This is a genomic window from Pseudoclavibacter sp. CFCC 11306 (genome assembly GCF_008831235.1).
Lineage (GTDB): Bacteria > Actinomycetota > Actinomycetes > Actinomycetales > Microbacteriaceae > Pseudoclavibacter_A.
In genome coordinates this window covers 156,169-182,945 of sequence record NZ_WBKF01000003.1, presented here as the reverse complement: position 1 = coordinate 182,945, position 26,777 = coordinate 156,169, and the positions used below count along the sequence as shown (strand labels likewise).

Below are 26,777 nucleotides of genomic sequence, written 5' to 3'. Positions count from 1 at the left end.
ACTTCGCAGAGGGATCAGCGTGCGCGTCACCGGGCTTCGGTATCGGGCTCGTCGGTCTTGATGGCGGAGTCAGGCACCTCGACCGGCAGCGGACTCTCCACGGCGTTCGGGCCGCGCACGGCATCCTGCAGACGGCTCGCGCCCCAGAAATCGAGGTCGCCGTCATGCCGCTCGTTGACCTCGTGGTCTGAGGCGACGACGGCCAGCCAGGCGGCCGCGATGAGCACGGTCTGACTGAGCAGGTTGAACCAGAGCAGCAGACCGACGATGGTCAGAAAGCCGGCGAGCAACGGGTTCGACCCGCCGCCGATGAGCGACCCGCCGACGGCCTTCAGCAGGGTGGTCGCAACGGCGCCCCAGATGACCACCGGCAGCATGCGCCGCACGGGGATGATCACCTGTGCGAGCACGCGCATGATCACGATGAGGATGATGGCGTCCAGCACCAGAGAGAGCAGCAGTGAGCCGATGGTGACCAGCAGCCACGAGAGCATGCTCTGTTCGCCGAAGCCGAGCAGAGCGGAGATGCGGCGGCCGAGACCCGAACTGACGGTGGAGGCGAGAGCCGAGATGATGACGAGCAGGCCGAACCCCACCAGCAGGCCCAGATCGCGCAGTTGTGCCACGACCGGCTGCTGGGGCAGAGGCGAGCGGCCGAACTGGGCGCGCACGCCTGTGCGTACGGCGCCGAGCCAGCCGAAGAGGGTGAAAATCAGCGAGACGAGGGCGACGGCGCCGGTCCAGGACAGTGTGGAAGGCACGCCCTGCAGCGTCTCTGGGCTGATGGCGCCGCCCTCGCCGGTGTCGATGAGACCGGGCACTGACTTGGCCAGGTAGTCGACGAGAGCGTTCCAGACGGTCTCGGAGCGAGCGATGAAAAGGCCGATGACGCTGAAAAGCGTCCAGACGCCGGCGAACGCGGCGAACAGCGAGCTGTAGCTCATACCGCCGGCAAGGACAGGGCCGCCGCGCGAGGTGTAGTGCGCCATCACACGTGCTGGTCTGGTCTGCATCGCCCACGCGATGAGACCTTGGACCGTGCTGACCGGTTTCTGTTGGGCGCTCATGGGTCAATGGTATCGGCAGGCAGCGCGGGGCAGGCACCGTGGCGCGGGGCCGGCCTGGCGGTGTGGGCTCGATTCGTACCACGGCACATGCTGCTCTCCAGGATCGAGCCATGGCAGATGTCGTTCAGGCGCTTCGAAACATGGAACTTGACATGTCTGGATGTCTCTGGGCGTCATTTGCGCCGACTCGAGGCGCAGAAGTGGTGTGCCGGGGATGAGGGGGTGAGAAGCGTGTCGGGGGGGGAGAGAAGTGTGCCGGGCCGGGGGATGCGTTACGGGCCCATGCCGGGCCGAGGAATGCCACAAGGTCAATGCCGGACCGAGCGATGCCAGAGCCGCAGAGGTCAGGTTCGCCGAATGAACGAAGAACCGCCGCGCTCCGACTCAGCGAGTCAGAACCGGCGGTTCTCGTGTCGTAGCAACTGGGCGGCTGTCGAAACGCTGGACGCTGCCCTCAAACGACTGAAGCCGCGCGGTGCAGCGCGCGAGCCGTTCAGCCGATCACTGGATCAGCGGTGGCCGCGAATGGCCGCCTGCTTGACCTCTGCGATCGCCTTCGTGATCTGGATGCCACGCGGGCAGGCCTCGGTGCAGTTGAAGGTCGTGCGGCAGCGCCACACGCCCTCTTTGTCGTTGAGGATGTCCAGACGCACCTGCGACTCGTCGTCACGTGAGTCGAAGATGAATCGGTGCGCGTTCACGATGGCAGCGGGGCCGAAGTACTGACCGTCGGTCCAGAAGACCGGGCAGCTGGTGGTGCAGGCTGCGCAGAGGATGCATTTGGTCGTATCGTCGAAGATCTCGCGATCCTTGATCGTCTGCAGCCGCTCACGGCCTTCCGCGGGCTCCGAATGGGCCTGAAGGAAAGGCTGCACGTCACGGTAGGCCTTGAAGAAGGGCTCCATGTCGACGACGAGGTCTTTCTCAAGAGGCAGTCCCTTGATGGCCTCGACGTAGATCGGCTTGTCGATGTCCAGGTCTTTGATCAGCGTCTTGCAGGCCAGTCGGTTGCGGCCGTTGATGCGCATGGCGTCAGAGCCGCAGATGCCGTGTGCGCAGGAGCGACGGAACGTCAGCGAGCCGTCCTGCTCCCACTTGATCTTGTGCAGCGCATCGAGCACACGATCGGTCGAGTACATCTCGACGTCGAACGACTCCCAGCGGGGCTCGGTGTCGACATCGGGGTCGAAACGCCGGATGTTGAACGTGACAGTGAACGGCTTCACCGATGCGTCGTGTGCTGACGGAGCGTGCTTCGACCGGTCGGCAGCATCGGCGCTGTACGACTCGGCGTGTGCCTTCGAAGTGACGTTCTCAGTGGTCGCGGCAGCAGTCGCCATGATCAGTACTTCCTCTCCTTGGGCTCATACCGGGTGAGCACGACAGGCTTCCACCCCAGCGTGATGTGCGAGCCGGGCTCGCCTTCGTTGGGGTCACCTGTCAGGTAGGCCATCGTGTGCTTGAGGTATGTGGCGTCGTCGCGCTTGGGGTAGTCGTCGCGCATGTGGCCGCCGCGGCTCTCTTTGCGGTTCAGTGCGGCCGCGATCAGCACCTCGGCGAGATCGAGCAGGAACCCGAGCTCGACGCCTTCGAGCAGGTCGGTGTTGAAGCGGCGACCGTGGTCGTGGATGCTGATGTGCTGATAGCGCCTGCGCAGAGCTCTCACATCGTTGGCGGCCTGAGTCAGCGTCTCTTCGGTGCGGAACACCTGTGCGTTGGTGTCCATGGTCTCTTGCAGCTCTTTGCGGATCTGCGCGAGCGACTCGCCGCCGTCGTTGTTGCGGATGCCGTCGAGCAGCTCGATGACGCCCTGCTCGGGTGCCTCGGGCAGCGGAACGAACTCCGCCTCACGCGAGTACTTGACCGCCTGACGACCGGCACGTTTGCCGAACACGTTGATGTCGAGCAGCGAGTTGGTGCCCAGTCGGTTCGCACCGTGCACCGAGACGCACGCGCACTCGCCGGCCGCGTAGAGGCCGGGCACGATGTCTTTGATCGTGCGCAGCACCTCGCCGTTGTTGTTGGTGGGGATGCCGCCCATGGCATAGTGCGCTGTCGGATAGACCGGCACGGGCTCGACGACTGGGTCGACGCCGAGATAGGTGCGGGCGAACTCAGTGATGTCGGGAAGCTTGGTCTCAAGCACCTCGGCACCCAGATGGGTGCAGTCGAGCAGCACGTAGTCTTTGTTCGGGCCGACGCCGCGGCCCTCCTGAACCTCCTGCACCATGCATCGGGCGACGATGTCGCGAGGTGCGAGGTCTTTGATGGTCGGCGCGTACCGCTCCATGAATCGCTCACCATTCGCATTTCGCAGAATGGCGCCTTCGCCACGGGCACCCTCGGTGAGCAGGATGCCCAGACCGGCGAGACCGGTCGGATGGAACTGGAAGAACTCGATGTCTTCGAGGGGCAGGTGCTGACGCCAGATGATGCCGACGCCGTCGCCGGTGAGCGTGTGAGCGTTCGACGTCGTCTTGAACATCTTGCCGAAGCCGCCGGTCGCGAAGACGATCGACTTGCCCTGGAAGACGTGAATGTCGCCGGTGGCCAGCTCGTACGCGATGACCGCTGCAGGGCGGCGTTCGCCGTCGATCTCGGTGAAGACCAGATCGAGTGCGTAGTACTCGTTGTAGAACTGGATGCCGAGCTTGACGCAGTTCTGATAGAGGGTCTGCAGAATCATGTGGCCGGTGCGGTCCGCTGCGTAGCACGAGCGACGAACGGGCGCCTTGCCGTGCTCGCGGGTGTGGCCACCGAATCGGCGCTGAGCGATCTTGCCGTCGTCGGTGCGGTTGAACGGCAGACCCATGTTCTCAAGGTCGATGACCGCGTCGATGGCCTCTTTGGCCAGAATCTCGACGGCATCCTGATCAGCCAGGAAGTCGCCGCCCTTGACCGTGTCGTAGGTGTGCCACTCCCATGAGTCCTCTTCGAGGTTCGAGAGGGCCGCAGCCATGCCGCCCTGAGCCGCACCCGTGTGCGAACGCGTGGGGTAGAGCTTGGTGATCACGGCGGTGTCGGCATGGGGGCCGGCCTCGATCGCAGCGCGCATGCCGGCGCCGCCGGCACCGACGATGATCACATCATGCTGGTGGTAGTGAACGGTGTAGTCGCCGTTCTTGGTCGTTGAGGTCTCAGTCATCTCAGTCTTTCATCGCCTTTGACTCGGCGCCGTCAGGCGTCACTTCGTGCAGAACTGCTGCCAGTCTGCGTTCAGGTTGGGGTCGGCGCAGGGGTCGAAGCCGAAGACGACCCAGGTGCCGAGGATGATCAGCACGCCGGCTGCCGCGAAGATCGCGATGCGCAGGCCTTTGGCCACCCGCTGGTTCTCGACGTAGTCGTTGACGATCGTGCGCATGCCGTTCGCGCCGTGCAGCAGCGCGAGCCAGAGCATGAGGATGTCCCAGACCTGCCAGAACGGGTTGGCCAGCTTTCCGGCCACGAACCCCCAGTCGACCTGGTGAATGCCGTCGCCGGTGAGCAGGTTGAAGTACAGATGCCCGAAGATGAGCACGACGAGCAGAACACCCGAACCGCGCATGAAGAGCCAGGCGAACTTCTCGCGGTTCGAGCGCTTGTGAGGTGCGCGGGCGGGTTTCTCGATGGTGACGGTCATTGTCGTTCAGCCCTTCCCTAGAACCCGAACACGTGTGACAGGTGCTGCGGCACGAAGAAGATCATCAGCACAAGCCAGACGAGCATCACACCGTAGAAGAGTCCGCGCTGATGCTTCGTGCCCTGCGACCAGAAGTCGATGAGGATGACACGCAGGCCGTTGAGCGCGTGAAATGCGATCGCGGCGACGAGTGCGACCTCGCCCACGCCCATCAGAGGATTCTTGTAGGTGCCGATGACCGCGTTGTAGGCCTCGGGAGAGAGGCGAATGAGTGCGGTGTCGAGAATGTGCACCAGCAGGAAGAAGAAGATGGCCACGCCGGTGATGCGGTGGAAAACCCAGGACCACATGCCTTCTCGGCCACGGTACAGAGTACCGGCTGGTTTCGGTGACACGAACAACCCTCCTTGGTTGAGTACGCCCGGCAACAGAAACCTATCGGACGCTGACTGTGTTGTGGCAAGTCTAGACCCGGCGTGCATTCGCATATCAGTAAGGTCTGCCTAAGCAAGAGCCAGGAACATGGGCGCAAAGCTGATTTCTCCGACACATGTCGTCGGGGTGCAGGCCCACGTCGAGTCAGGGGGGCTCTGGTACGCTCGTGATCATGTCTGCATCTGCCGCTGACCACGTGTACGCGATCATCCCGGCGGGAGGTGTCGGTTCCCGTCTGTGGCCTCTGTCACGAGCGAAAGAGCCCAAATTCCTCCTCGACCTCACCGGATCAGGCCACTCTCTGCTGCGGTCGACTTGGGACCGGATCGTCCCGCTGATCGGCAGTGACCACATCATGGTGGTGACGGGTGCCGCACACCGGGCCTCGGTCGTCAGCCAGCTGCCCGACCTCGACGGCGACAACCTGGTGCTCGAGAGTGAGCCTCGTGACTCGACTGCAGCGATCTGCCTGGCGGCAGCCCTTATCGCACGTCGCGACCCAGACGCCATCGTGGCCTCGTTCCCCGCCGACCACTTCATCGGCGACGAGCGAGCCTTCCGCGAGGTCGTCACCGAGGCTGCGCAGGTCGCGGCGACCGGCCGGCTGGTGACGATCGGCATCACCCCGACCTCGCCCTCGACCGGTTTCGGGTACATTCGCACCGATGGCACTCTCGACCCGGACGGCTCGCTGGGGCTGCCGAAGAGCGCACGGGCGGTGACCAGCTTCGTCGAGAAGCCCAAGGCCAGCGTCGCGCGAGAGTACGTCGCCAGCGGCGAGTATCTCTGGAACGCGGGCATGTTCGTGGCGCGTGCGGTCGACCTGATGTGCTGGCTGCGCGAGAGCGAACCCGAGCTGGCCGCTGGCATCGACCGCATCGCCGACGCCTGGGGCACTCCCGCCGTCTACGAAGAGAAGGCCAAGACCTGGCCGAAGCTCAAGAAGATCGCAATCGACTACGCCATCGCCGAACCGGTCGCTGCAGCGGGTCAGGTGGCGGTGATCCCGGGCGACTTCGACTGGGATGACGTGGGCGACTTCTCTGCGGTGGCCCGGCAGGTGCGTAAGCGCAACCCCGGCAACCTTGCCATTCTCGGCGAGGCGAGCGTGCTCTCCGAGTCGAGTACCGGTGTGCTGGTCAGCGAGACCGACCGGCTGATCGCGATCATCGGGGTGCAGGATCTTGTCGTCGTCGACACCGAAGACGTGCTGATGATCACCACCAGCGATCATGCCCAGCGCGTGAAAGAGATGGTGAACATGGTGCGTCAGACGGGAAACGAGAATCTGCTCTGAGCGCTTCGGCGGCTGATGGCGTCGTCGGCTCCGCTAGAGTTGGCGCATGAGCGCTGAGCACGATTCCGCACAAGACCGAATCCTCGATGACGACACCCTCGATCTGACCCTCGAAGGGGTCGATCTGGTCGAGGTTCCAAAGATCAGTCTGCACGACCATCTCGATGGCGGCCTGCGCCCTGAGACCATCGTCGAACTGGCTGACCAGGCCGGTCTCGAGCTGCCGGTCGACGATCCCGAAGAGCTCGGCGACTGGTTCGCCGACAGCGCTGACTCCGGCGACCTCATCGCCTACCTCAAGACCTTCGACCAGACCGTCGGCGTCATGCAGACAGCTGACTCGCTGGCCCGGGTCGCTCGTGAGTTCGTCGAAGACTCGGTCGACGACGGAATCATCTACGTCGAGGCGCGCTGGGCTCCCGAACAGCATCTTGCTGGCGGTCTCACCCCCGAGGCAGCGGTCGAAGCGGTCGCCGCCGGCTTCGAAGAGGGCATGCGAGACGCCGCCGAGCGCGGCTTCCAGATCGAGGCAAACCAGATCGTGACTGCGCTGCGTCACAATGATCGCTCGCTCGAGATGGCCAAGCTCGCAGTGCGCTATCGAGATGCCGGCGTGGTCGGGTTCGACCTGGCCGGCCCCGAGAAGGGCTTTCTGCCGTCTCGTCATCAAGAGGCTCTCGACTACCTGGCGCGCAGCTTCTTTCCGACCACGGTGCATGCCGGCGAGGCTGACGGCCTTGACTCCATCGTGTCGGCCCTGATCGACGGCCGTGCGCTGCGTCTCGGTCATGGCACGCATCTGGTCGACGACATCCAGCTGATCGACGAAGGCGACGACTCCGACGAAGTGCTCGCCGTGCTCGGCGATGTCGCCGCATGGGTACGCGATCGCGGCATCGTGCTCGAGACGAACCCGTCGTCGAATCTGCAGACCGGCGCCTTCGCCGGCCCGTTCGACGAGCATCCGCTCGACCTGCTCTACCAGCTCGACTTCCGAGTGACCGTGAACGTCGACAACCGGCTGCAGTCGAACACCACGCTGACCGAGGAGTTCGCACGCGTGGCGCAGGCTTTCGACTATGGTCTGGACGATCTCGCCGTACTGACGCTCAACGCAGCCGAAGGCTCCTTCCTGCCTGCCACCGATCGTCAGGATCTTGCCGATCGCGTGATCGCGTTCTACGACGACCTCGACTGACCTCGGTCAGCGGCGCGGGGTTCGTTTGACGCTTCGCGTCGCCTTCGCGGTGGTCGGGTCTTCCGGCCACGGGTGCTTCGGGTATCGGCCGCGCATCTCGGCGCGCACCTGTCGATAGCCGTCGTGCCAGAACGACGCCAGATCCATCGTCACTGCGAGCGGGCGGCCGGCGGGTGAGAGCAGGTGCAGCTGCACGGGCACTCGGCCGTCGACCAGATGCGGAACCTGCTGCCAGCCGAAGCACTCCTGCAGCTTCACCGCGAGCACCGGCGGCGCATCGTCATCCGACGGGTAGTGCACTCGGACCCATGACCCAGACGGCACTTCGAGGCGTTCCGGTACCAGGGCATCCAGCCGCGACGCGTCAGGCCAGGGCAGCAGTCGGCGCAGCGCGGATGCCAGGTCGAGCCCGGCTGTCGTGGCTCCAGTCGCAAGCCGCTCGATCTCTGGAGCGAGCCAGTCATCAAGACGACCGCTGAGTGCAGCGTCGTCGACGGCCGGCCAGGGGTCGCCCAGCTCACGATGCAGCATGTGCAGGCGGTCGCGCAGATCGTTCGCTGCCTGAGACCAATGCAGCGAGGCCAAGCCGTCTGCGGTGGCGAGCAGGCTGCGCACCTGAGCACGCGCATCGGCCGCAGCCAGACGTGCGGGCGCCCGTGAGAGCTCGATCGCTCCCAGCCGGCGCACCCGCCGGGCGCTGAGCCGGCCGTCTCGCCACTCGCTCTCGACTGTGTCTTCGATGAGACCTGCGCCGACGACGAGAGCTGCGTCGACGGTCAGCGGTGCAGCGGCACGAATCATCGCCCCAGAGCCCTCGCCGGTTCGCGCGACGCTCACTTCGCTGACGGCCAACCACTGCGACCCGCGCAGTGCTGAGCCGCGGGGCAGCACGGCACCGGTGCCTGAGGCAAGCTGATAGCTCAGCCCGGAGTCGCTCGGCCCCGAGTCGCTGGGCCGCAGACGCGCCAGGCGTTCCGGGTATGCGAGTCCAGCGATCGCCGCGATCACCCCGTCGGCGTCGACCGACGAGTGGCTCCCCTCGCTTCTCGAGGCGCTGCTGTGATCGGGCATGAGCGTGACGAGGCGGCGCACATCCTGCTGCCACCGATGCACTGCCGCAGGCGAGACGGCGGCATCGGCCTGGCTGTGTGGGCCCTCGTCGCTGCCGTTACGTCGAGATCTGTATCCGCCGCGGTGCCCGCCGCGACGCAGCTCGTGCAGCAGCGCAGACAGGTCGCCTCCGGGAGCCCGTGCGTCCGATTCGATGGCCGCCACGGCCTCGGCTGCCAGCGTCACAGCTGACCGGCGATCACCGTCGATCAGTGCGGCGCCGTCGATCAGCGCGCGCGCCAGTCTCGGGTGCACCGGCATCCGAGCGATCAGCCGCCCGAGGTCGGTGACACGCCATCGCCTCGTCGTGCCGCTCTCAGGCGCGATCGCACCCAGCCGAACCAGCGTGCGCTGGGCGAGCTCGAGCGACGCCCGCGGCGGGGCATCAGGCAGCGCGAGTTCTCGAGCATCGGGGTCGCCCCAGAGCGTCAGCATGAGAGCCGCCTCGGTGAGGTCCGCAGTGGTGATCGCCGGGCGTGCCTGTGTGGGAGCCGACGCGAACTCGGCCTCGCTGTAGCAGCGCACGACTGTGCCGGGGCCCAGACGGGCGGCACGACCGGCGCGCTGCGTCGCCGCCGCGCTCGACACCGGAACGGTCACCAAGCCGGACATCTCGCGCATCGCATCGAGCCGGGGCTCGCGCGACAGGCCGGCGTCGACGACGGTGTGCACGCCGGGCACGGTCAGCGACGTCTCAGCGATCGAGGTCGACACGATCACTCGGCGTTCGTGCGTGCCCAAGGGAGCGAGCGCCGCTCGCTGCGCCGACGCGGGCAGCGAACCGTGCAGCGGCAGGGCAGTGACTCCGGAATCGCGCAGGCGGGCGACCACAGCGTCCACCTCACGGCGGCCCGGAAGAAAAGCCAGCACGGTGCCCTCAGCCTGCTCGCGCGACTTGGCGGCCACGACCGTGGCGACGTGTCGCAGAAAACCGGGAGTGACGCCGCGGGCGTCGAGTCGTTGGGTGCCGACGGGCGCCGGCCGCCATTCCACCGTGAGCGGGTGCAGGGGCACCTCTGCGGTGAGCACCGGCGCAGCGTCGGCGAGCAGCGAACTCCAGCGTTGTGTGTCGAGCGTCGCCGACATGACGATCAGAGCGAGATCGCCGCGCAGCAGGGCCACTTCGCGGAGCATGGCGAAGAGCAGATCGGCGTCGAGGTCGCGTTCGTGCACCTCGTCGAGCACCACGGCATCGACGCCTGCGAGCTCGGGGTCGGCGGTCAGCCGACGCAGCAGCAGACCTGTGGTGACGAACTCCACCTGCGTCTGCGGGCCGATGTGGTGTTCGCCGCGCACGGCATAGCCGACCGCGTCGCCGATACGAGTGCGGCTGAGGTCGGCGAGCCTTTCGGCTGCGGAGTGCGCGGCGAGTCGGCGTGGCTCGGTGACGATGACCCGCCCGGTGACCGCGTTCGCCACTGCGGGTGGTACGACCGTCGTCTTGCCTGATCCCGGTGGAGCCTGTACGACGGCGAACGCCGGACCACGAGTGGTCCGCGTGAGCACGTCGTGCAGTCGAGGAACCAAGGATGCCGCAGGAAGCCCGGCGCCGATGGCTGGCAGGTCGAAGACGGGCTGCTGCGCTTCGCCAGCGGCGGCCGCGGCAGAAGACGTCATCCCAGGTGCAGGCGCTTCTGCCACCAGTCGCGCAGCTCGGCGAGCTTCGTCGCGTTCTCAGCCGCTGCTGCGGCCGGATCGGGCAGACTGCTCGAGACGTCGAGATAGATCTTGAGCTTCGGCTCGGTGCCCGAGGGACGCACGATGACGCGTGAGCCGTCGGCGAGCGAGTAGCGCAGGATGTCTGCCGGGGGCAGCCCGTCGATGCCGTGCAGCAGGTCGTCGTGAGCGACGACGTCGAGACCGGCGATCGTGGTGAGCGGTTCGGCTCGCAGGGCGGCAGTCGCCTGAGCGATGAGCGAGCGGTCGGCGACGCGAATGGCCACCTGATCGCTCGCTGCCGAGCCATAGTCGGCAGCGATTCGCTGCAGAGCCTGAGCGACGGTGTGGCCCTCGCTCTTCAGCCGTGCGGCCAGCAGCAGAAACAGGGCAGCGGCGGAGACGCCGTCCTTGTCACGGACGAGCTCCGGGTCGACGAGGTAGCCGAGCGCCTCCTCGTATCCGAAGATCAGGCCGGGCACGCGGTTCACGTACTTGAAGCCGGTGAGCGTCTCGACGTGCTCGATGCCGTAGTGTTCGGCGATGCGGCCGAGCAGTGGGCTGGACACCAGCGAGGCGGCGAGCGCACCCGGAGTGCCGGGACGGTGCTCGCTGGCGATCAGGTCGCCGAGCAGCCAGCCGACCTCGTTGCCGGTGAGGCGACGCCAGCCGCCCTCGGCCGCATCGTCTGGAATTGCCACAGCCAGTCGGTCGGCGTCGGGATCGTTGGCGATGATGAGATCGGCCCCGGTCTTGCGGGCCAGTGCGAACGAGAGGTCGAGCGCGCCGGGCTCCTCGGGGTTCGGGAACGCGACGGTGGGAAACTCGGGATCCGGCGCGATCTGCTCTGTGACCGTCGCCGGTGCCGGAATGCCCAGCGTCTCGAAGAGTCGTGCGGCGACCTCCCAGCCCACACCGTGCATGGCGGTGTAGACGAAGCTGAGCCCGTCGGCGGAGGCCTGGGGCGCCCGTTGAGCGACTGCAGCCGCGGTCTCGGTGACGTAGGCGTCGATGACGTCTTCGCCCAGTACCCGGTAGGCCTGCGAGCGGGGCAGCTGGTCGACGGTGAAGTCTTGGGCGATCTGATCGATGTGCGCGGCGATCAGCTGATCGGCAGGGCTGATGATCTGTGACCCGGCGTCGATACCGCCGAGATACACCTTGTAGCCGTTGTCGGCGCCGGGATTGTGGCTGGCCGTCACCATCACGGCGGCCGAGGCGTCGAGGTGGCGCAGCGCGAACGCAGTGACCGGGGTGGGCAGGTTGCGCGGCAGCAGCAGCGCGTCGACGCCGGCGGCCTGTGCGAGCTCGGCGGTGTCGCGAGCGAAGATCTCGGAGTTGTGGCGACCGTCGTAGCCGATGACCAGCGTCGGGCGTTCGTCGCCGGCGTGCTCGACCAGGTACGAGGCGAGGCCGGCGGCGGCCTGCGAAACGAGCACGCGGTTCATACGGGCGGGGCCTGGGCCCATCTCGCCGCGCAGTCCGGCGGTGCCGAAGGCGAGGCGCTCGTCGAACTCGCTGTGCAGGGTGCTCAGTGCCTGCTCGTCGCCCTTGCGTGCCAGGTCGATCTGGTCGTCGAGCAGCTTCGAGGTCTTCGGGTCTGGGTCTTGGTCACGCCACTGCTCGGCCTGAGCGACCAGAGCGGCAAGCTGCTCAAGCTCTGCGGCGTCGCCGGGCTCTCGACCCGACGCGTCGGCGTGCGTGTTCCCCTGGGCGTTGGCGGTATCGGTCATACGATGTTCTCCAGTATCTCGGCAAGCAGTTCGGTGAGCTGTGGCGCTGCATCGCGGCCAGCCTGAATGACCTCGGCATGGCTCAGCGGTTGGGCAGAGACCCCGGCAGCGGCGTTCGTCACCAAAGACAAGCCTAGAACCTCGAGGCCCAAGGCGCGAGCTGCGATCGCTTCGAGGGCGGTCGACATGCCCACCAGATCGGCTCCGATCGCCCGCGCCATGCGCACCTCGGCCGGGGTCTCGTACTGCGGGCCGCGAAACTGGGCATAGACGCCTTCGCGCATCTGCGGGTGCCGCTCGCGCACCGCGGCGCGGAGCCTGGGGGAGTACACGTCGGTCATGTCGACGAAGGTCGGGCCGCTCAGCGGCGAGGTGCCGGTGAGGTTGACGTGGTCGCTGATCAGCACCGGACTGCCGGGAGCGAGCGACGGGTCGATCCCTCCGCAGCCGTTGGTCAGTACGATCGAACCCGCCCCGAGCGCGGCGGCGGTGTGCACGCCGTGCACCACGGCATCCACACCATGCCCTTCATAGAGGTGCGTGCGCGCGGCGATCAGCAGCACACGACGACCTGAGGCGGTCTGCACGATCTGCAGCGTGCCGGCATGACCGGGCACGCCCGACACGTGAAAGCCGGGCACCTCGGCTGCGGGCAGCGTCGTGAGGGTGGTGCCGAGACGATCGGCGGATGCTCCCCAGCCCGATCCGAGCACCACGGCGCGATCGATGCCCGAGACGCCGGAGCGCTGCCTGATCGTGTCGGCCGCCTGCTGCGCGAGCGGCGTGGGTGTGCGTCCGGAGGCCGCGGGTGCATAATGTGCAGGCGTGGCGGTCTCTGATGGGCCATCTGGAGTGGCAGAAGCTGTCATACTGATAAAGATAGGCAACTCTGCAGAGGGAGAACACCGCACATGGCATACGAGTTCGGCGACAAGCACGATCTGGTGGTCATCGGAGGAGGGCCTGGCGGTTACGAGGCTGCGCTGACCGGCGCCCAGCTCGGGGCCAATGTCACCCTCATCGAACGTCATGGAGTCGGCGGCTCTGCCGTGCTCACAGATGTTGTGCCCTCGAAGGCCCTGATCGCCGTGGCCGAGGCGACGACGCAGGTCGCGAACGCACAGCGTCTGGGGGTGCAGATCTTCGCGCCGGGCAGCGACGAGCCGATCGCTCCCGACTACCGCATCGACCTCAAGACGGTGAACCGTCGACTGCTCGATCTGGCCCGACAGCAGTCGGCGGATATGGCGGCGACCCTGGAGAAGCAGGGTGTGCGCATCATCAAGGGCACGGGTCGGCTGCTCAACCATCACGCCATCGCGGCAGATCTCACCAACGGGGAGGTCAGTGAGTTCCACGCCGACACCACGGTCGTCTCTGTTGGCGCGCACCCCCGCAAGCTGCCAAGCGCGATGCCAGACGGCGAGCGCATCCTCACTTGGACTCAGCTGTATCAGCTCGAAGAGCTGCCGCAGCACCTGATCGTCGTCGGCTCCGGTGTGACCGGTGCCGAGTTCGCCAGCGCGTTCCGCCACCTCGGCAGCGAGGTCACGCTGATCTCGAGCCGCGACCGCGTGCTGCCCGGACAGGACGAAGACGCCGCACGCGTGATCGAAGAGGTGTTCCTGCGCGAGGGGATGAACGTGCTCTCGAAGTCTCGCGCCGAGAGCGTTGTGCGCGAAGGCGACGAGGTCATCGCCACGCTCAGCGACGGCAGCACGGTGGTCGGCAGCCACTGCTTGATGGCGGTCGGGTCGATTCCGAACACGGCCGGGCTGGGGCTTGAGGGCGCCCGGGTGCAGACGACGGCATCCGGCCATATCAAGGTCAACCGTGTCGCGCGCACCTCAGTGCCCGAGATCTACGCCGCCGGAGACTGCACCGACTTCTTCCCGCTGGCCAGCGTGGCGAACATGCAGGGCCGAACCGCGGTGTTCCACGCGCTCGGTGACGCGGCGCAGCCGATCAAGCTGCGCAACGTGGCCTCGAACATCTTCACCGCGCCCGAGATCGCCTCGGTCGGCTGGTCGCAGTCGCAGATCGAAGAGGGCCTCGCACAGGGCGTCATCTACAAGTACCCGCTCGCCGAGAACCCGCGCGCCAAGATGCAGAACATCAGCGACGGGTTCGTCAAGCTCTTCGCCCGCACGCAGTCGGGCACGGTCATCGGCGGCGTCGTCGTTGCGCCCAAAGCCAGCGAGCTGATCTTCCCGCTCGCACTTGCGGTCGAGCAGCGGCTGACCGTCGACCAGGTCGCCAACGCCTTCGCGGTCTACCCCTCGCTGTCGGGAGCGATCACCGATGCGGCGCGGGCGCTGCACATGTTGAAGGGCTGATTCGCGAGCCTGCGCGGAGAGCGGTCTGCGGTGCCCTGCAGGCGTGTGCGGCGCTGGTGCGGATGGGATCGCCATGTGGCTTGGCGGGCCCCTGCAGTCGATCCTTCCGGTCAGTGAACCGAACGTCATCCACGGTTGGCGTCCAGTTGGGAATGGCCTCCGGCCGAAATTGTTGTAGCTTCATGTGAAAAATATCGCATTCCTGTCATTCGGGCATTGGCAGAACTCCATTCATTCGCCCGTGCGCACCGGCGGCGACGCGCTGCTGCAGTCGATCGATCTGGCTGTGGCCGCCGAAGAGATCGGCGTCGACGGCGCGTACTTCCGCGTTCACCACTTCGCTCAGCAGCTGGGGTCTCCGTACCCGCTGCTGGCCGCGATCGGCGCGCGCACCTCGCGCATCGAGATCGGCACCGGCGTCATCGACATGCGCTATGAGAACCCGCTCGCAATGGCAGAGAACGCCGGCGCGGCCGACCTCATCGCAGCGGGCAGACTGCAGCTGGGAGTCAGCCGCGGGTCACCTGAGCAGGTGATCGACGGATTCCGACACTTCGGCTATCAGCCGGAGGCACATGACTCCGACGGTGCTGAGATGGCGCGGGAACACACAGCTCGTTTCCTGGAGGTGATCGAGGGCGAAGGCTTCGCCGAGCCGAACCCCCGGCCGATGTTTCCGAACCCGCCGGGCCTGCTGCGCGTCGAACCGTACTCGCCGGGCCTGCGTGATCGCATCTGGTGGGGTGCCGGTTCTCGGGCGACCGCGGAGTGGACGGCGCGCCAGGGCATGAACCTGATGAGCTCCACGCTGCTCACCGAAGACACCGGTGTGCCGTTGAGCGTGCTGCAGGCCGAGCAGATCCGTCTCTTCCGTGCCGCGTGGAAGGAAGCGGGATGGGATCGCGAGCCTCGAGTGAGCGTCAGCCGCAGCATCATGCCGATCACCTCTGACCTCGATCGGCAGCTGTGGGCGGGTCGTGACGAGAGCCATGACACGGTCGGCTGGATCGACTCGAAGACCGTGGCTCGGTTCGGGCGCAGCTACGCAGACGAGCCCGATCGCCTGGTCGAGCAGCTGGCGCAGGATGAGGCCGTCGCCGAGGCCGACACGGTCACGCTGACCGTGCCCAGCACGCTGGGCGTCGAGTACAACGCGCATCTGCTGCGCAGCGTCGTCGAAGACGTCGCGCCCGGGCTCGGCTGGCGCTGACGACAGCCGCCGACACCGCAGAATGCCGCCAGCACGGTGACCGAAAGGGCCCGTGCTGGCGGCATTCGCAGCAGCGACTCGGCGCGCTGACTACTCGTCTTCGATGGTGAGCAGCGTGTGCCCGGACGGAATCGTCTGCCCGATCGGCGCGTTCAGATTGCGCACGACACCGGCGCGCTGCGCGGTGATCGGCTGTTCCATCTTCATCGCCTCGAGCACGACCAGCAGATCGCCCTCGATGACCTTCTGACCCTCTTCGACGGCGACCTTGACCACGCTGGCCTGCATCGGGGTCGAGACGGCGTTCGTGTTGTCGCCGGTGACCTCGGCGGCGCGGAATCGGCGCTTCGGGGCCGGGCGGCTCGCCGTGCCCCAATCGCCCTTCACCAGCACGTCTGGCACGCTGACCTCGATGCGTCGACCGGCGACCTCCAGCACCACGTCGCTGCGCTTGGCGAAGATGCTCTCGTCTTCAGAAGGGGTGCCGCTCCACGCCGGAATGCGATTGTCGAAATCGTTCTCGATCCAGGTGGTGTGCACCTTGAAATGCCCGTCTGCGGCCACGAAGTCGGGCTCGTTGACCACCACGCGGTGGAAGGGCAGTGCGGTCGGCATGCCGGTGATCTCGAACTCGGCCAGTGCTCGGCGTGAGCGCTCAAGCGCCTCTTCGCGAGTGGCGCCGGTCACCACCACCTTGGCCAGAAGCGAGTCGAACGCACCGGAGACCACGTCACCGCCGGTCACCCCTGAGTCGACGCGCACGCCTGGGCCGCTGCACTCACGGTAGGTGACGATCGTGCCGGGCGCAGGCAGAAAGTGGTTGCCGGGATCTTCTCCGTTGATGCGGAACTCGAACGCGTGCCCGTGGTTCTCCGGGTCTGGGTAGTCGAGTTCGCCGCCCTCGGCGATGCGGAACTGCTCGCGCACCAGATCGAGGCCGGTCACCTGCTCTGAGACCGGATGCTCCACCTGCAGTCGCGTGTTCACCTCGAGGAACGAGAGTGTGCCGTCGTGCCCGATGAGAAACTCGCAGGTGCCTGCGCCGACGTACCCGGCCTCGCGCAGGATCGCCTTCGAGGCGGCGTAGAGACGATCATGCTGTTCCTGCGTGATGAACGGCGCCGGGGCCTCTTCGACCAGCTTCTGGTTGCGCCGCTGCAGCGAGCAGTCGCGTGTGCTGACCACGACGACGTTGCCGTGCTCGTCGGCGAGGCACTGCGTCTCGACGTGGCGAGGGCGCAGCAGGAACTTCTCGACGAAGCACTCACCGCGGCCGAATGCTGCAACGGCCTCACGTGTGGCCGAATCGAACAGCGCGGGAATCTCGTCGAGCTCGTAGGCCACCTTGAGCCCGCGACCGCCGCCGCCGAACGCCGCTTTGATCGCGACCGGCAGGCCGACCTTCTCAGCGAAGGCCACGACCTCGTCGGCGCCCTTGACCGGGTCGCTGGTGCCCGGAGCCAGAGGAGCCCCGACCTTCTCTGCGATGTGTCGCGCCGAGACTTTGTCGCCCAGCGATGTGATCGCTGCGGGTGGTGGGCCGACCCAGATCAGACCGGCATCGATGACGGCCTGTGCGAAGTCGGCGTTCTCAGAGAGAAAGCCGTAACCGGGGTGGATCGCATCGGCACCGGAGCGTCGAGCCACCGAGATGAGCTTCTCGATCGAGAGGTAGGTGTCGGCGGCGCTGTCGCCGTTGAGTGCGTACGCCTCGTCGGCCAGGCTCGCGTGAATCGCGTTGATGTCCTGGTCGGCGTAGACGGCGACCGATGCGATGCCGGCGTCGCGTGCGGCTCGGATCACCCGAACGGCGATCTCACCGCGGTTGGCGATGAGAACTTTGGTGATCTTACGAGGCAGAGTGGTGTTGAGGGCAGTGCTCATAGTCGAACAGCCTACGATGCAGGCGCACAGATTCTGTGGCAACCTCCGACAAAATCGATTTGCCGGTTTCGTGCAGTCCTACAAGCGCACGGCGAGCCGACCTCGCACGTCAGCCTCGGGCCGCGCCTATGTTCCACAGGTCGGGCCAGAACACTCCGAGCTGTGCGGCGAGTCGGCGCACGACAGGCACTGAGAGCCCGATGACGCAGCTGGGCGCGCCCTGCACCGACGTGATGAACGCCTGCCCGAGCCCGTCGACAGTGAAGCTGCCGGCCACTTCGAGCGGCTCGCCGGTCGCGACATAGGCCTCGATCTCGGCGTCGCTGATGTCGTCGAACGTCACAGTGGCACTGTCCCACGCGCCTGCCTCGGCGATGGTCGAACCCCCGCGGTGGTCGACCAGCCAGTGCCCCGAGTAGAGCGTCCCGGTGCGTCCGCGCATCTGACGGATGCGCTCTGCGGCCCGCTGCGGTGTGTGCGGCTTGCCGAGCGGCACGCCGTCGATCTCGAACATCGAGTCTCCGCCGAGAACGAGCCCGTTGACCTCGGGGGTGAGCACCGCTCGCGCCTTCGCACGGGCGAGCGTCGAGACGATCTGCGCGGTGCGCCCGCCGTCGTCGACCGTGCGGTCGCGACCCTCGACCACGCTCTCACCGGCCAGTCCGGCGGCGGCGACCACGGCATCCTCGTCAACGTGGCTTGGCACGACGACCGGCTCGATGCCGGCCGAGCGCATCGTGGCGAGGCGGGCCGGTGACGTCGAAGCGAGCACGAACGGCACACGCGGGCGCCGAGCGGGGGCCGCCGTTGGCGCAGTAGAGTCGTTGATGTGCATGAGCAGACCTTTCCCGAACCGCAGTCGAACGCCAAGAACCCCAGCCGCAAGTCTTCGAACGTCGAGGGCGGTGCGGCGAGTGACACGCAGCCGCAGGTCGGCGACGTGATCGATCTCGATGTTACCGGCGTCGCTCATCAGGGCGTCTTCGTCGCGCGTCACGCGGGCCGCGTCGTGTTCGTGCCCGACACCATGCCCGGCGAGCGGGTGCGTGCCCGCCTGACCGAGGCGAAGCCACGATTCGCCAGAGCCGTTGCGCTCGAAGTCTTGGAGGCATCCTCGGATCGCCGTCGTCAGGTGCTGCCCGAAGGTGACATCAGCCGTGAGCCCGAGGTCCGGGCCGGCAGCGCCGACTTCGGGCATATCGCCCTGCCGCGCCAGCGCGAGCTCAAGAGCATCGTGCTGCGGGACGCCTTCGAGCGCATCGGCCACTTCGATGCGGATGCCGTGGCGGCCTGGAATCTCGATGTCGCGCCCGTCGGCGACGCGGCGTCGCGCGATGCCGTCGATCTGCCGGGACTCGACCCCGATCACAGACCCGGGCGGCGCTGGCGCACCCGCGAGCTGCTGCACGTCGACGCCGAAGGGCGGGTCGGCCCCTACGCGGCGCGTTCCCACACGGTCGTTCCGGTCGAGCATCTGCCGCTGGCCGTCGACGAGCTCGAAGAGCTGGGCGTTCACCGCGGGCTGCGCAAGGGCCACAAGACCGTGCAGCTGGTGCTCGACGAGCGCAAACACTTCGACGGGCCCGGTCGCGCACGCATCGTGCTCGACGGCGGACACGGCGCAACGGTCGTGCGTCGGGTGCACGGTGTCGAGTTTCAGGTCGACGAGGGCGGGTTCTGGCAGGTGCATCGTGATGCGCCGACCACACTGGTCGACGCGGTGGCGAGCCTTGTCGCCGTCGATCGGATCGACCCGGACGCACCCCACCTCGACCTCTACGGCGGCGTCGGGCTCTTCGCCGTGTGGCTCGCACGAGCAGGCCTGGCGGTCACCACAGTCGAGGCCGACCAGCGTGCCAGCGAGCTGGCCGACATCAACGCCCGCGAGTTCGAACGCGTCGACGCGCGCAGCGAGTCCGTCGAGGGCTTTCTGCGTCGTGAGGCGGAGCAGGCGCCCGCGTCGATGTACCGGCGTTCGCTGGTCGTGCTCGACCCGCCGCGCTCTGGTGCGGGCAAGAAGGTCGTCGCCGACCTGGCGAAGCTGCAGCCGGCGCAGGTGATCTATGTGGCCTGCGATCCCGTCGCTCTGGCTCGGGATGCTCGGCTGCTCGCCGACGCCGGCTATCAGATCGCCGATGTGCGCGCGTTCGATCTCTTTCCCCACAGCCACCACTTCGAGACGGTCGTGTCGTTCGTACGCTGAGCCGTCAGACGACGGCTGGAGCATGAGGCTCGCCCAGGCACTTCTCGTACGGCGGTCTTCTGAAGAATGCTCTGAGCTCGCTGTGAATGCCGTCGTCGCTGGTCGCCCAGAGCGAACGCCTTGGTGGGCCGACGTGCGCGGCCGGTAGTCTGAGCGGCATGGTTCTCCAACGTGTGATGGCTCGTCTGCAGCCTGCGCTCACTGTGCTCTTGCCGCTGTGGCTCTTCTTCGGCGGCGGCTTCCGCGCGCAGAGCGGATGGCAGGTGCTCGCGCTCGGAATCGGCGCACCGGTGCTGTTCATCGCACTGATCGTGCTGGCGCTGCTGATCTTTCTGCGTCCGGGCCGTCGCCCGGGGCACTTCGACTGGGTCGATGTCGTGGTGGTCATCGTCGTCGACATACTGGTGGTTGTGGCGTCGATGCTGGGCGATCTGGCCTGGCTGAGCTTTCTCCTGCTTGCGGTCGCTGCGGTCGGGGCGATCGCCCTGTCAGGCTGGCGGCTCGTGCAGGCGGGCAGACAGTCGGTGCAGCAGATGCGCGAGCGGTTTCAGCCGCGCACCGAGATCTCGGGCGAGACCATCGACGGCGGCGAGTACACCGTGATCGAGGTCGAGGAGTCGGGCCCGGACGCAGATGACCAGGCCGACGATTCGGGGCGCTCCAGAGAACCGAGAGCGTGAGACGACTCGCTCACAACGGCGCTCCGCTAACCTAGTCGTGTATCTCGTGCCTTGTTTCGTCGACACTGAAGCAGACGGCGCACGATTCGCGACCGGCAGCATCCCCTCACCAGATGACAGGAGCACCTCCGATGATCGAGGCCCGCGACCTCAGCAAAAGGTATGGCAGCAAGACCGCTGTCGACCACGTCACCTTTCGCGTGGAGCCCGGCCGTGTGACCGGGTTCCTCGGGCCGAACGGCGCCGGCAAGTCGACGACGATGCGGCTGGCACTCGGCCTCGACCGCCCGACCACCGGCACGGTGACGGTCAACGGACGTCGCTACGCCGAGCATCGTGCGCCACTGCGTGAGGTGGGCGCCCTGCTCGACGCCAAGGCCGTGCACCGCGGCCGCTCCGCCCGAGCACATCTGCGTGCGCTCGCTGCCACGCATGGCATTCCCGACGCACGTGTCGACGAGGTCATCGCGATGGCCGGGCTCGAATCGGTCGCCGACAAGCGGTCAGGCGGCTTCTCACTCGGCATGGGCCAGCGGCTCGGCATCGCGGCCGCGCTGCTCGGCGACCCCGACACGCTCATTCTTGACGAGCCGGTCAACGGCCTCGACCCAGACGGTGTGGTGTGGGTGCGGCAGCTGCTGCGCTACGAAGCGTCGAAGGGCAAGACGGTGCTCGTCTCAAGCCACCTCATGGCCGAGATGGCGCAGACCGCCGATCATCTGATCGTGCTCGGCCGCGGTCGGGTGCTGGCCGACACGTCGCTGCAGCAGTTCATCACACACGCAGGGCGAAACTACGTGCGTGTGCGCTCGCCACAGGGCGCCGACCTCGCCGCCGAGCTGCAGCGCATGGGTGCGACCGTGACCGCCGGCGCCGATGGCGCACTGTCGGTCACCGGGCTCGATGCCGCGGTGATCGGCCAGACGGCAGCCGACACACATGTCGTACTGCACGAACTGCACACCGTCGAGGCCTCGCTCGAGCAGGCCTACCTCGAACTCACTGAGAACGCCGTGCAGTACAACGCCGGCAGCCTGCCCGAAGGAGCCCGCGCATGACACCTCAGCCAGGACAGCCAGATCAGCCCGTACAGCCAGGCCAGCCCGTACAGCCAGGCCAGCCGGCTCAGCCGTCGGCCGAGTGGCAGGTATCGTCAGGCGTCGCCCCGCAGCCTGCGGCCGCACCTGTTCCCGGTGTCGCACCGCAGCCGCCGACGCGTCGCGCAGCCGCGGCAGCAGCTCGTCGTGACCGGCTCGGCAGCGCACGTCTCGGGTTCGGGGGAGTGCTGCGCTCTGAGTGGATCAAACTCTGGAGCGTGCGATCGACCTGGTGGACGCTCAGCGTGCTCATCGTGGTCGGAGTCGGCCTGGCCCTGCTGGTCGGGTTGGCGATCGCCTCGGTCGCCGGGCAGACCGGTACAGACAGCTCTGGGGTGACCGGTCTCTTCGAGTCTGGAGACTCCGACGCACAGACCGCACAGATGCTGCAGCTGGCTGCGTCCGGCATCGGAGCAGCGGCGCTCGTCGCCAGCGTGCTCGGCGTGCTGAACATCACCACCGAGTTCTCGGGTGGCTCGATCACCACCTCGATGCTCGCCGTGCCTCGGCGATGGCCGGTGCTGCTCGCCAAAGCCTTGGCCGTGGGCATCGTGCTCGCGGTGCTCGGCTTCGTCACGATGCTGTTGAGCGCGGTCGTGGTCTCTCTGCTGCTGCACGGAGTGCTGCCCGACCAACAGCCGTTCAGCTCTCAGATGCTGTTGGTCAGCCTGGGCGCCGCTGCCTACCTGGCTGCTCTCGGCATCATCTCGGTGCACATCGGAGCGGTCGTGCGCTCGCCGGCCGCCGGCATCGCGATCGTGGTGGGGCTCCTGATGATCGTGCCGACAGTGCTCTCGATCGTCAGCGGCTTCGACATCGACTGGGCTCTGACGGTCAACGACTGGCTGCCCAGTCAGGCTGGCACGGCACTGACGACGATGCCGATGGATGCTCCCGCTGGCATGCCCGCACCAGAGCACCCCGCGATGACGGCATGGCAGGGCGGGATCAGCCTCGCGGTCTGGTCGGTCGTGTCAGGCGCGGTCGCCTGGCTGCTGACACTGCGTCGAGACGTGTGACAGTTGGTGCTCAGGGAGCAGGTCGGCCGCTCTTCGGCTGAGTGCTGCTGGTGATCGGTATCGGCTCCAGATCGATTCACGGGCGTCGGAGTGGAGCGTCTGCGGCTCACCGGCATGGCGGCGAACTGGTGCCTCCTCGTTCTGTAGCCCGGTGCGGGCGCGGCGCGTGACGAACCACTTGTGCTGCGACAGGCTGAGGGACATGATCGACACATGACCGTCGAACCGTCCCATACCGTGCAGCCGCTGACCATCACCATGCTGCTGTTTCCCCAGATCACTCAGCTCGACCTCACCGGGCCGGCCGAAGTCTTCGCACAGATCGAGGGGGTGCACATGCAGTACGTGTGGCACGACCTGAATCCCGTCGAAACGAGCGCCGGCTTCGCGCTGGTGCCGACTGTTCGCTTCGACGAGGCACAGCCGGCCGACGTTCTCGTGGTTCCGGGAGGCCAAGGCGCCTTCGCTCTGCTCGAAGACGAACAGGCGATCGGGTTTCTGCGCAGCCAGGCCGAACACGCCCAGTGGATCACCTCGGTGTGCACTGGGGCCTTCGCACTCGCACAGGCCGGATTACTCGCCGGCCGACGCGCGACCACGCATTGGAGCAGTCGGCCGCTGCTGGCAAGGTACCCCGACATTCTCGTGACAGACGAGCGCGTCGTCGTCGACGGTAACTTCATCACCGCAGGCGGGGTCACCTCGGGCATCGACTTCGCACTGACCCTCGTCGCGCGGCTGCGCGGCGAACAGGTTGCCCGAGACATCGCACTCAGGCTTGAATACGACCCACATCCGCCTTTCGAGGCGGGCACGCCTCGCACCCATCCGTCAGAACAGGTGGAGGGCATCATCGCCGCCAACGAGCGCCGACGCGGCCCTCTGGTCGAACACGCGCTGACGCATCTCGGGCGCTGAAGGCCGCCCGCGGCCCGAGAGACGCCGCCTCAGTACAGCTGGCGATCGCGTCGTGCCGACCGCTGCTTCTCACGCCAGGACGGCTCCGGCTCGTGCGACTCAATGGCGCGCTTTCGCTGCTCACGGTGCCGCTCACGTTCTGCCAGGCTCAGCGCCGAAGCGATCGCCGAGAGATCTTCGGGCGTCGGCGAGCCTGAGACGACCTGCAGCTGCTCGAGATACTCCTGTGGGCTGTGTGCCTCAGGCTCGTCTGCGGGGATGCTGGGGTCAGGCCCGCCCGCGGCGGTGACGTTGGTGTGCTGGTCGTCGATCACAGCGGGATGTTCCCATGCTTCTTGGAAGGCCGGTTGTCTCGTTTGGTGCGCAGTGTGCGCAGGGCCTTCGTGATCTCGACTCGCGTGGCTGCGGGCTCGATGACGCCGTCGAGCTCGCCTCGTTCGGCTGCGAGGAACGGACTCGCGACGTTGTAGGTGTACTCATTTGCCAGCCGGGTGCGCACGGCTTCGACGTCTTCACCGCGTTCTTCGGCCTCTTTGAGCTCGTGGCGGTAGAGAATGTTCACCGCACCCTGGCCGCCCATGACCGCGATCTCCGCAGTGGGCCAGGCGAGGTTGAGATCGGCGCCCATCGATTTGGATCCCATCACGATGTACGCGCCGCCGTAGGCCTTTCGGGTGATCACTGTGACCACAGGCACGGTTGCGTCGGCGTAGGCGTAGAGCAGCTTCGCACCGCGGCGGATCACGCCGTTCCACTCCTGATCGGTGCCGGGCAGGTAGCCGGGCACATCCACCAGGGTGACGATCGGAATCGAGAAGGCGTCGCAGAACCGGACGAAGCGGGCGGCTTTCTCACCGGCGTCGATGTTCAGGGTGCCGGCCATCGCGGCTGGCTGGTTGGCGATGACGCCGACTGTGTGCCCCTCGACGCGGCCGAAGCCGATCACGATGTTCGGGGCGAAGAGCGCCTGCACCTCCAGGAACTCGCCGTCATCGACGATCGTCTTGATGACCGTCTTCATGTCGTAGGGCTGGTTGGTCGAGTCGGGGATCAGCTGGTTGAGCCGTCGGTCGACGTCGGTGATCTCGAGCTGGGTGTTCGACGCATAGGTCGGGGCGTCGTTGAGGTTGTTGTCGGGAAGATAGCTCAGCAGCGTGCGCGCGTAGTCGAGCGCGTCGTCTTCGTCCTGCGCCAGATAGTGCGAGACGCCGGAGGTCTTGTTATGGGTGAGCGCGCCGCCGAGCTCGTCGAAGCTCACCTCTTCGCCGGTGACGGTCTTGATGACGTCCGGGCCGGTGACGAACATGTGGCTGGTCTTGTCGGCCATGATCACGAAGTCGGTCAGCGCGGGGGAGTAGACCGCACCACCGGCGGCCGGGCCGAGCACGATCGATATCTGCGGGATGACACCGCTGGACTTGGTGTTCAGCCGGAAGATCTCGCCGTACTTCGAAAGTGCGGTCACCCCCTCCTGGATGCGAGCGCCGCCCGAATCGAGGATGCCGATGATCGGGATGCCCGTCTTGAGCGCCAGCTGCATGATGCGCACGATCTTCTCACCGGCGACCTCGCCGAGTGATCCGCCGAAGACGGTGAAGTCCTGACTGTAGACGGCGACCTGTCGGCCGTGGATCGTGCCGGTGCCGACGACGACGGAGTCACCGTATGGGCGCTTGTCCTCCATGCCGAAGGCATGTGTGCGGTGCCGCACGTAGGAGTCGATCTCGACGAACGATCCGTCGTCGAGCAGTTCGTGCACGCGCTCGCGGGCGGTCTTCTTACCGCGCTTGTGCTGCTTCTGCGCAGCGGTTCTGCTCGGCTCGACGACTGCTTCGCGGTAGCGGTCAGTGAGGTCGGCGATGCGTTCGGCAGTGGTGGATGGAACCACCTTGTCCGTGTTCTCAGCCGTGCTCTCGGCCGTTTTCGCGCTCGGGTTGGCGCTGGAATTCGCTGTCACAGAGGTCTCCTCGATGTCGATCGCAGACGAGTCTACCGGCGGGGTATGCCCGTTCTGCTGTAGTGATCACGCAAGACGACGGGGGGTGAATTGTGCGATCTGCACACTGTTTGGCTGTGTTTGCTGGTGTGAACCGGTCATTTTGCTCTAGTGAGGGATGCTCATCTCCGCTCTGCTGAGGGGGGCATGCTCGTCGTGCGGGGATGGTCGTCATGCGCTCTGGCAGACGTGCCGAGAGCAGTGGAGTTCGGAGACATCGAGCCAGGGGAAATATCGAGCCATGGGAAATGCTGTCCATACCGATCGAGACATGGCAAGTTCCATGTCTGGACGTTGTGGTGCAGCATTTGCGGCGACTGGACTGGCGTTCCTCACCCACAGTTCTGCCTCGTGCTCTGCGGCGGTGATCCGTTCCGTGCTTCGCAGCCGTGCTCGTCCCGGTGCTCCACAACTGTGCTTCGCAGCCCTGATACGCACGGGGCTGCCCGCCCAGGGGCGAGACCGCGAGAACGACCGGCTCCGTATGATCGAGACATGGAGTTTCCTCTGAGCAGCGCCGAGTCGCCCAACCTCATCGCTCTCGATCACGTCGATTCGACGAATACCGTGCTTTCAGACATGATCCGCACCCAGTGGGCCGATGGGCAGCCTACTGAAGCCTTCACGACTGTGGCGACACTCGATCAGCGCGGTGGTCGCGGCCGACTGGATCGTGTCTGGCAGGCGCCTCGCGGGTCGGCACTCGCCGTCTCGATCGCATTCGTCGTCCCAGCAGAAGACGTCGATCTGCTCCCATGGCTCCCACTCATCTGCGGAGCAGCCACCCAACAGGCCATGCAGCAGCTGGGTGTGCACGCCGGCGTCAAATGGCCCAACGATCTGCTGATCGAAGGACGCAAAGTCTGCGGCATCCTCAGCGAACTCGTCTCGACGACGCCTCGACCGGGACGCCAGGTTCCGACCGACCTGCCCGTCTTGGTGGGCTTCGGCATCAACCTCATGCAGACCGCTGCCGACTTCGAGGCGCAGGGGCTCGATCCCCGAACCGTGACCTCGCTCGCACGCGAGGGCGTCATGGTCACCGGCGACGTCATGCTGCAGCATCTGCTGGCGCGGCTCCGAGACCTCTGGGCGCGCGCCCTGCGGCACGACTCCTCCGTGTTCGACGCCGTGCGCGACGCCTGTGTCACCGTCGGACAGCGGGTGCGGGTGATGCTGCCGGGCGGCGACGCCCTGGTCGGCGTCGCCGTGGGCCTCGACGCCGGCGGCAGACTGATGGTCGAGGCCGGCGGCACGACGCACTCGCTGTCGGTGGGAGACGTGATCCATGTGCGCCCCGCGGCGCGCTAAGGTTTCTG

General features: G+C 66.7%; 22 protein-coding genes. 10 read left to right on the top strand and 12 right to left on the bottom strand.

What is annotated here, in order from left to right:
- Positions 1–26 precede the first annotated feature (26 nt).
- The 5 genes from F8O09_RS09655 to sdhC form a co-directional block, all read right to left on the bottom strand.
- Positions 27–1,067, bottom strand: a complete 1,041-nt coding sequence (locus F8O09_RS09655) for a YihY/virulence factor BrkB family protein (RefSeq protein WP_158032007.1) — start codon at positions 1,065–1,067, stop codon at positions 27–29.
- 509 nt (positions 1,068–1,576) lie between these two features.
- Positions 1,577–2,407, bottom strand: coding sequence for a succinate dehydrogenase iron-sulfur subunit (locus F8O09_RS09650; protein ID WP_158032006.1), 831 nt, complete (start codon positions 2,405–2,407; stop codon positions 1,577–1,579).
- A 2-nt stretch (positions 2,408–2,409) separates the two neighbouring features.
- Positions 2,410–4,212, bottom strand: a complete 1,803-nt coding sequence (gene sdhA, locus F8O09_RS09645) for a succinate dehydrogenase flavoprotein subunit (protein ID WP_158032005.1) — start codon at positions 4,210–4,212, stop codon at positions 2,410–2,412.
- A gap of 39 nt (positions 4,213–4,251) precedes the next feature.
- Complete coding sequence (locus F8O09_RS09640) at positions 4,252–4,686, bottom strand: succinate dehydrogenase hydrophobic membrane anchor subunit (RefSeq protein ID WP_158032004.1); 435 nt, start codon at positions 4,684–4,686, stop codon at positions 4,252–4,254.
- A 17-nt stretch (positions 4,687–4,703) separates the two neighbouring features.
- The gene (gene sdhC / locus F8O09_RS09635; RefSeq protein WP_225732980.1) at positions 4,704–5,081 is read right to left on the bottom strand and encodes a succinate dehydrogenase, cytochrome b556 subunit; all 378 of its coding nucleotides are present in this window, start codon (positions 5,079–5,081) and stop codon (positions 4,704–4,706) included.
- Positions 5,082–5,293: 212 nt separating this feature from the next.
- Here sdhC and F8O09_RS09630 point away from each other — a divergent pair, with 212 nt between their 5' ends.
- Complete coding sequence (locus F8O09_RS09630) at positions 5,294–6,418, top strand: mannose-1-phosphate guanylyltransferase (protein ID WP_158055141.1); 1,125 nt, start codon at positions 5,294–5,296, stop codon at positions 6,416–6,418.
- Positions 6,419–6,464: 46 nt separating this feature from the next.
- Complete coding sequence (locus tag F8O09_RS09625; RefSeq protein WP_158055140.1) at positions 6,465–7,616, top strand: adenosine deaminase; 1,152 nt, start codon at positions 6,465–6,467, stop codon at positions 7,614–7,616.
- A 6-nt stretch (positions 7,617–7,622) separates the two neighbouring features.
- On the opposite strand, the gene hrpB is transcribed toward F8O09_RS09625, so the two are convergent.
- The 3 genes from hrpB to F8O09_RS09610 are packed head-to-tail and all read right to left on the bottom strand — an operon-like array spanning position 7,623 to position 12,984.
- Positions 7,623–10,343, bottom strand: a complete 2,721-nt coding sequence (hrpB, locus tag F8O09_RS09620; protein ID WP_158055139.1) for an ATP-dependent helicase HrpB — start codon at positions 10,341–10,343, stop codon at positions 7,623–7,625.
- Positions 10,340–12,115 carry a phospho-sugar mutase gene (locus F8O09_RS09615; RefSeq protein ID WP_158055138.1) on the bottom strand — a complete coding sequence of 592 codons (1,776 nt, stop codon included), beginning with the start codon at positions 12,113–12,115 and terminating at the stop codon, positions 10,340–10,342. Before F8O09_RS09615 ends, hrpB begins: the two co-directional genes overlap by 4 nt.
- The gene (locus F8O09_RS09610; RefSeq protein ID WP_158055137.1) at positions 12,112–12,984 is read right to left on the bottom strand and encodes a purine-nucleoside phosphorylase; all 873 of its coding nucleotides are present in this window, start codon (positions 12,982–12,984) and stop codon (positions 12,112–12,114) included. The genes F8O09_RS09615 and F8O09_RS09610 overlap by 4 nt, the downstream gene beginning before the upstream one ends.
- Before the next feature lie 42 nt (positions 12,985–13,026).
- Between F8O09_RS09610 and F8O09_RS09605 the strand changes: the two genes are divergently transcribed.
- Together F8O09_RS09605 and F8O09_RS09600 are read left to right on the top strand one after the other, a co-directional pair.
- On the top strand, positions 13,027–14,451 hold the full coding sequence (locus F8O09_RS09605) for an NAD(P)H-quinone dehydrogenase (protein ID WP_158055136.1): 1,425 nt from the start codon (positions 13,027–13,029) through the stop codon (positions 14,449–14,451).
- 184 nt (positions 14,452–14,635) lie between these two features.
- Positions 14,636–15,661 (top strand): LLM class flavin-dependent oxidoreductase, encoded by a 1,026-nt coding sequence (locus F8O09_RS09600; RefSeq protein WP_158055135.1) that lies wholly within the window; start codon positions 14,636–14,638, stop codon positions 15,659–15,661.
- Between the two features lie 90 nt (positions 15,662–15,751).
- On the opposite strand, the gene F8O09_RS09595 is transcribed toward F8O09_RS09600, so the two are convergent.
- Complete coding sequence (locus F8O09_RS09595; RefSeq protein WP_158031995.1) at positions 15,752–17,545, bottom strand: acetyl/propionyl/methylcrotonyl-CoA carboxylase subunit alpha; 1,794 nt, start codon at positions 17,543–17,545, stop codon at positions 15,752–15,754.
- Positions 17,546–17,654: 109 nt separating this feature from the next.
- Positions 17,655–18,380: a Maf family protein gene (locus F8O09_RS09590; protein ID WP_158031994.1), complete on the bottom strand. Its 726-nt coding sequence runs from the start codon at positions 18,378–18,380 to the stop codon at positions 17,655–17,657.
- Between F8O09_RS09590 and F8O09_RS09585 the strand changes: the two genes are divergently transcribed.
- The 5 genes from F8O09_RS09585 to F8O09_RS09565 all read left to right on the top strand — a co-directional run bounded on the left by F8O09_RS09585 (position 18,375) and on the right by F8O09_RS09565 (position 23,462).
- Complete coding sequence (locus F8O09_RS09585; protein ID WP_158055134.1) at positions 18,375–19,748, top strand: class I SAM-dependent RNA methyltransferase; 1,374 nt, start codon at positions 18,375–18,377, stop codon at positions 19,746–19,748. The genes F8O09_RS09590 and F8O09_RS09585 overlap by 6 nt on opposite strands.
- Before the next feature lie 158 nt (positions 19,749–19,906).
- Complete coding sequence (locus tag F8O09_RS09580) at positions 19,907–20,428, top strand: hypothetical protein (RefSeq protein ID WP_158031992.1); 522 nt, start codon at positions 19,907–19,909, stop codon at positions 20,426–20,428.
- Between the two features lie 131 nt (positions 20,429–20,559).
- Positions 20,560–21,486, top strand: coding sequence for an ATP-binding cassette domain-containing protein (locus tag F8O09_RS09575; RefSeq protein ID WP_158055241.1), 927 nt, complete (start codon positions 20,560–20,562; stop codon positions 21,484–21,486).
- Positions 21,483–22,544, top strand: coding sequence for an ABC transporter permease subunit (locus tag F8O09_RS09570; RefSeq protein WP_158055133.1), 1,062 nt, complete (start codon positions 21,483–21,485; stop codon positions 22,542–22,544). The genes F8O09_RS09575 and F8O09_RS09570 overlap by 4 nt, the downstream gene beginning before the upstream one ends.
- A gap of 213 nt (positions 22,545–22,757) precedes the next feature.
- Positions 22,758–23,462, top strand: a complete 705-nt coding sequence (locus tag F8O09_RS09565; protein WP_225732979.1) for a DJ-1/PfpI family protein — start codon at positions 22,758–22,760, stop codon at positions 23,460–23,462.
- A gap of 29 nt (positions 23,463–23,491) precedes the next feature.
- Here F8O09_RS09565 and F8O09_RS09560 read toward each other — a convergent pair whose 3' ends face one another.
- Together F8O09_RS09560 and F8O09_RS09555 are read right to left on the bottom strand one after the other, a co-directional pair.
- Positions 23,492–23,776, bottom strand: coding sequence for an acyl-CoA carboxylase epsilon subunit (locus F8O09_RS09560; protein ID WP_158055132.1), 285 nt, complete (start codon positions 23,774–23,776; stop codon positions 23,492–23,494).
- Positions 23,773–25,350, bottom strand: coding sequence for an acyl-CoA carboxylase subunit beta (locus F8O09_RS09555; protein WP_158032146.1), 1,578 nt, complete (start codon positions 25,348–25,350; stop codon positions 23,773–23,775). Before F8O09_RS09555 ends, F8O09_RS09560 begins: the two co-directional genes overlap by 4 nt.
- 603 nt (positions 25,351–25,953) lie before the next feature.
- Here F8O09_RS09555 and F8O09_RS09550 point away from each other — a divergent pair.
- Entirely contained in the window at positions 25,954–26,769 is an 816-nt protein-coding gene (locus F8O09_RS09550; RefSeq protein ID WP_192497647.1) for a biotin--[acetyl-CoA-carboxylase] ligase, read from the top strand.
- Positions 26,770–26,777: the final 8 nt, after the last annotated feature.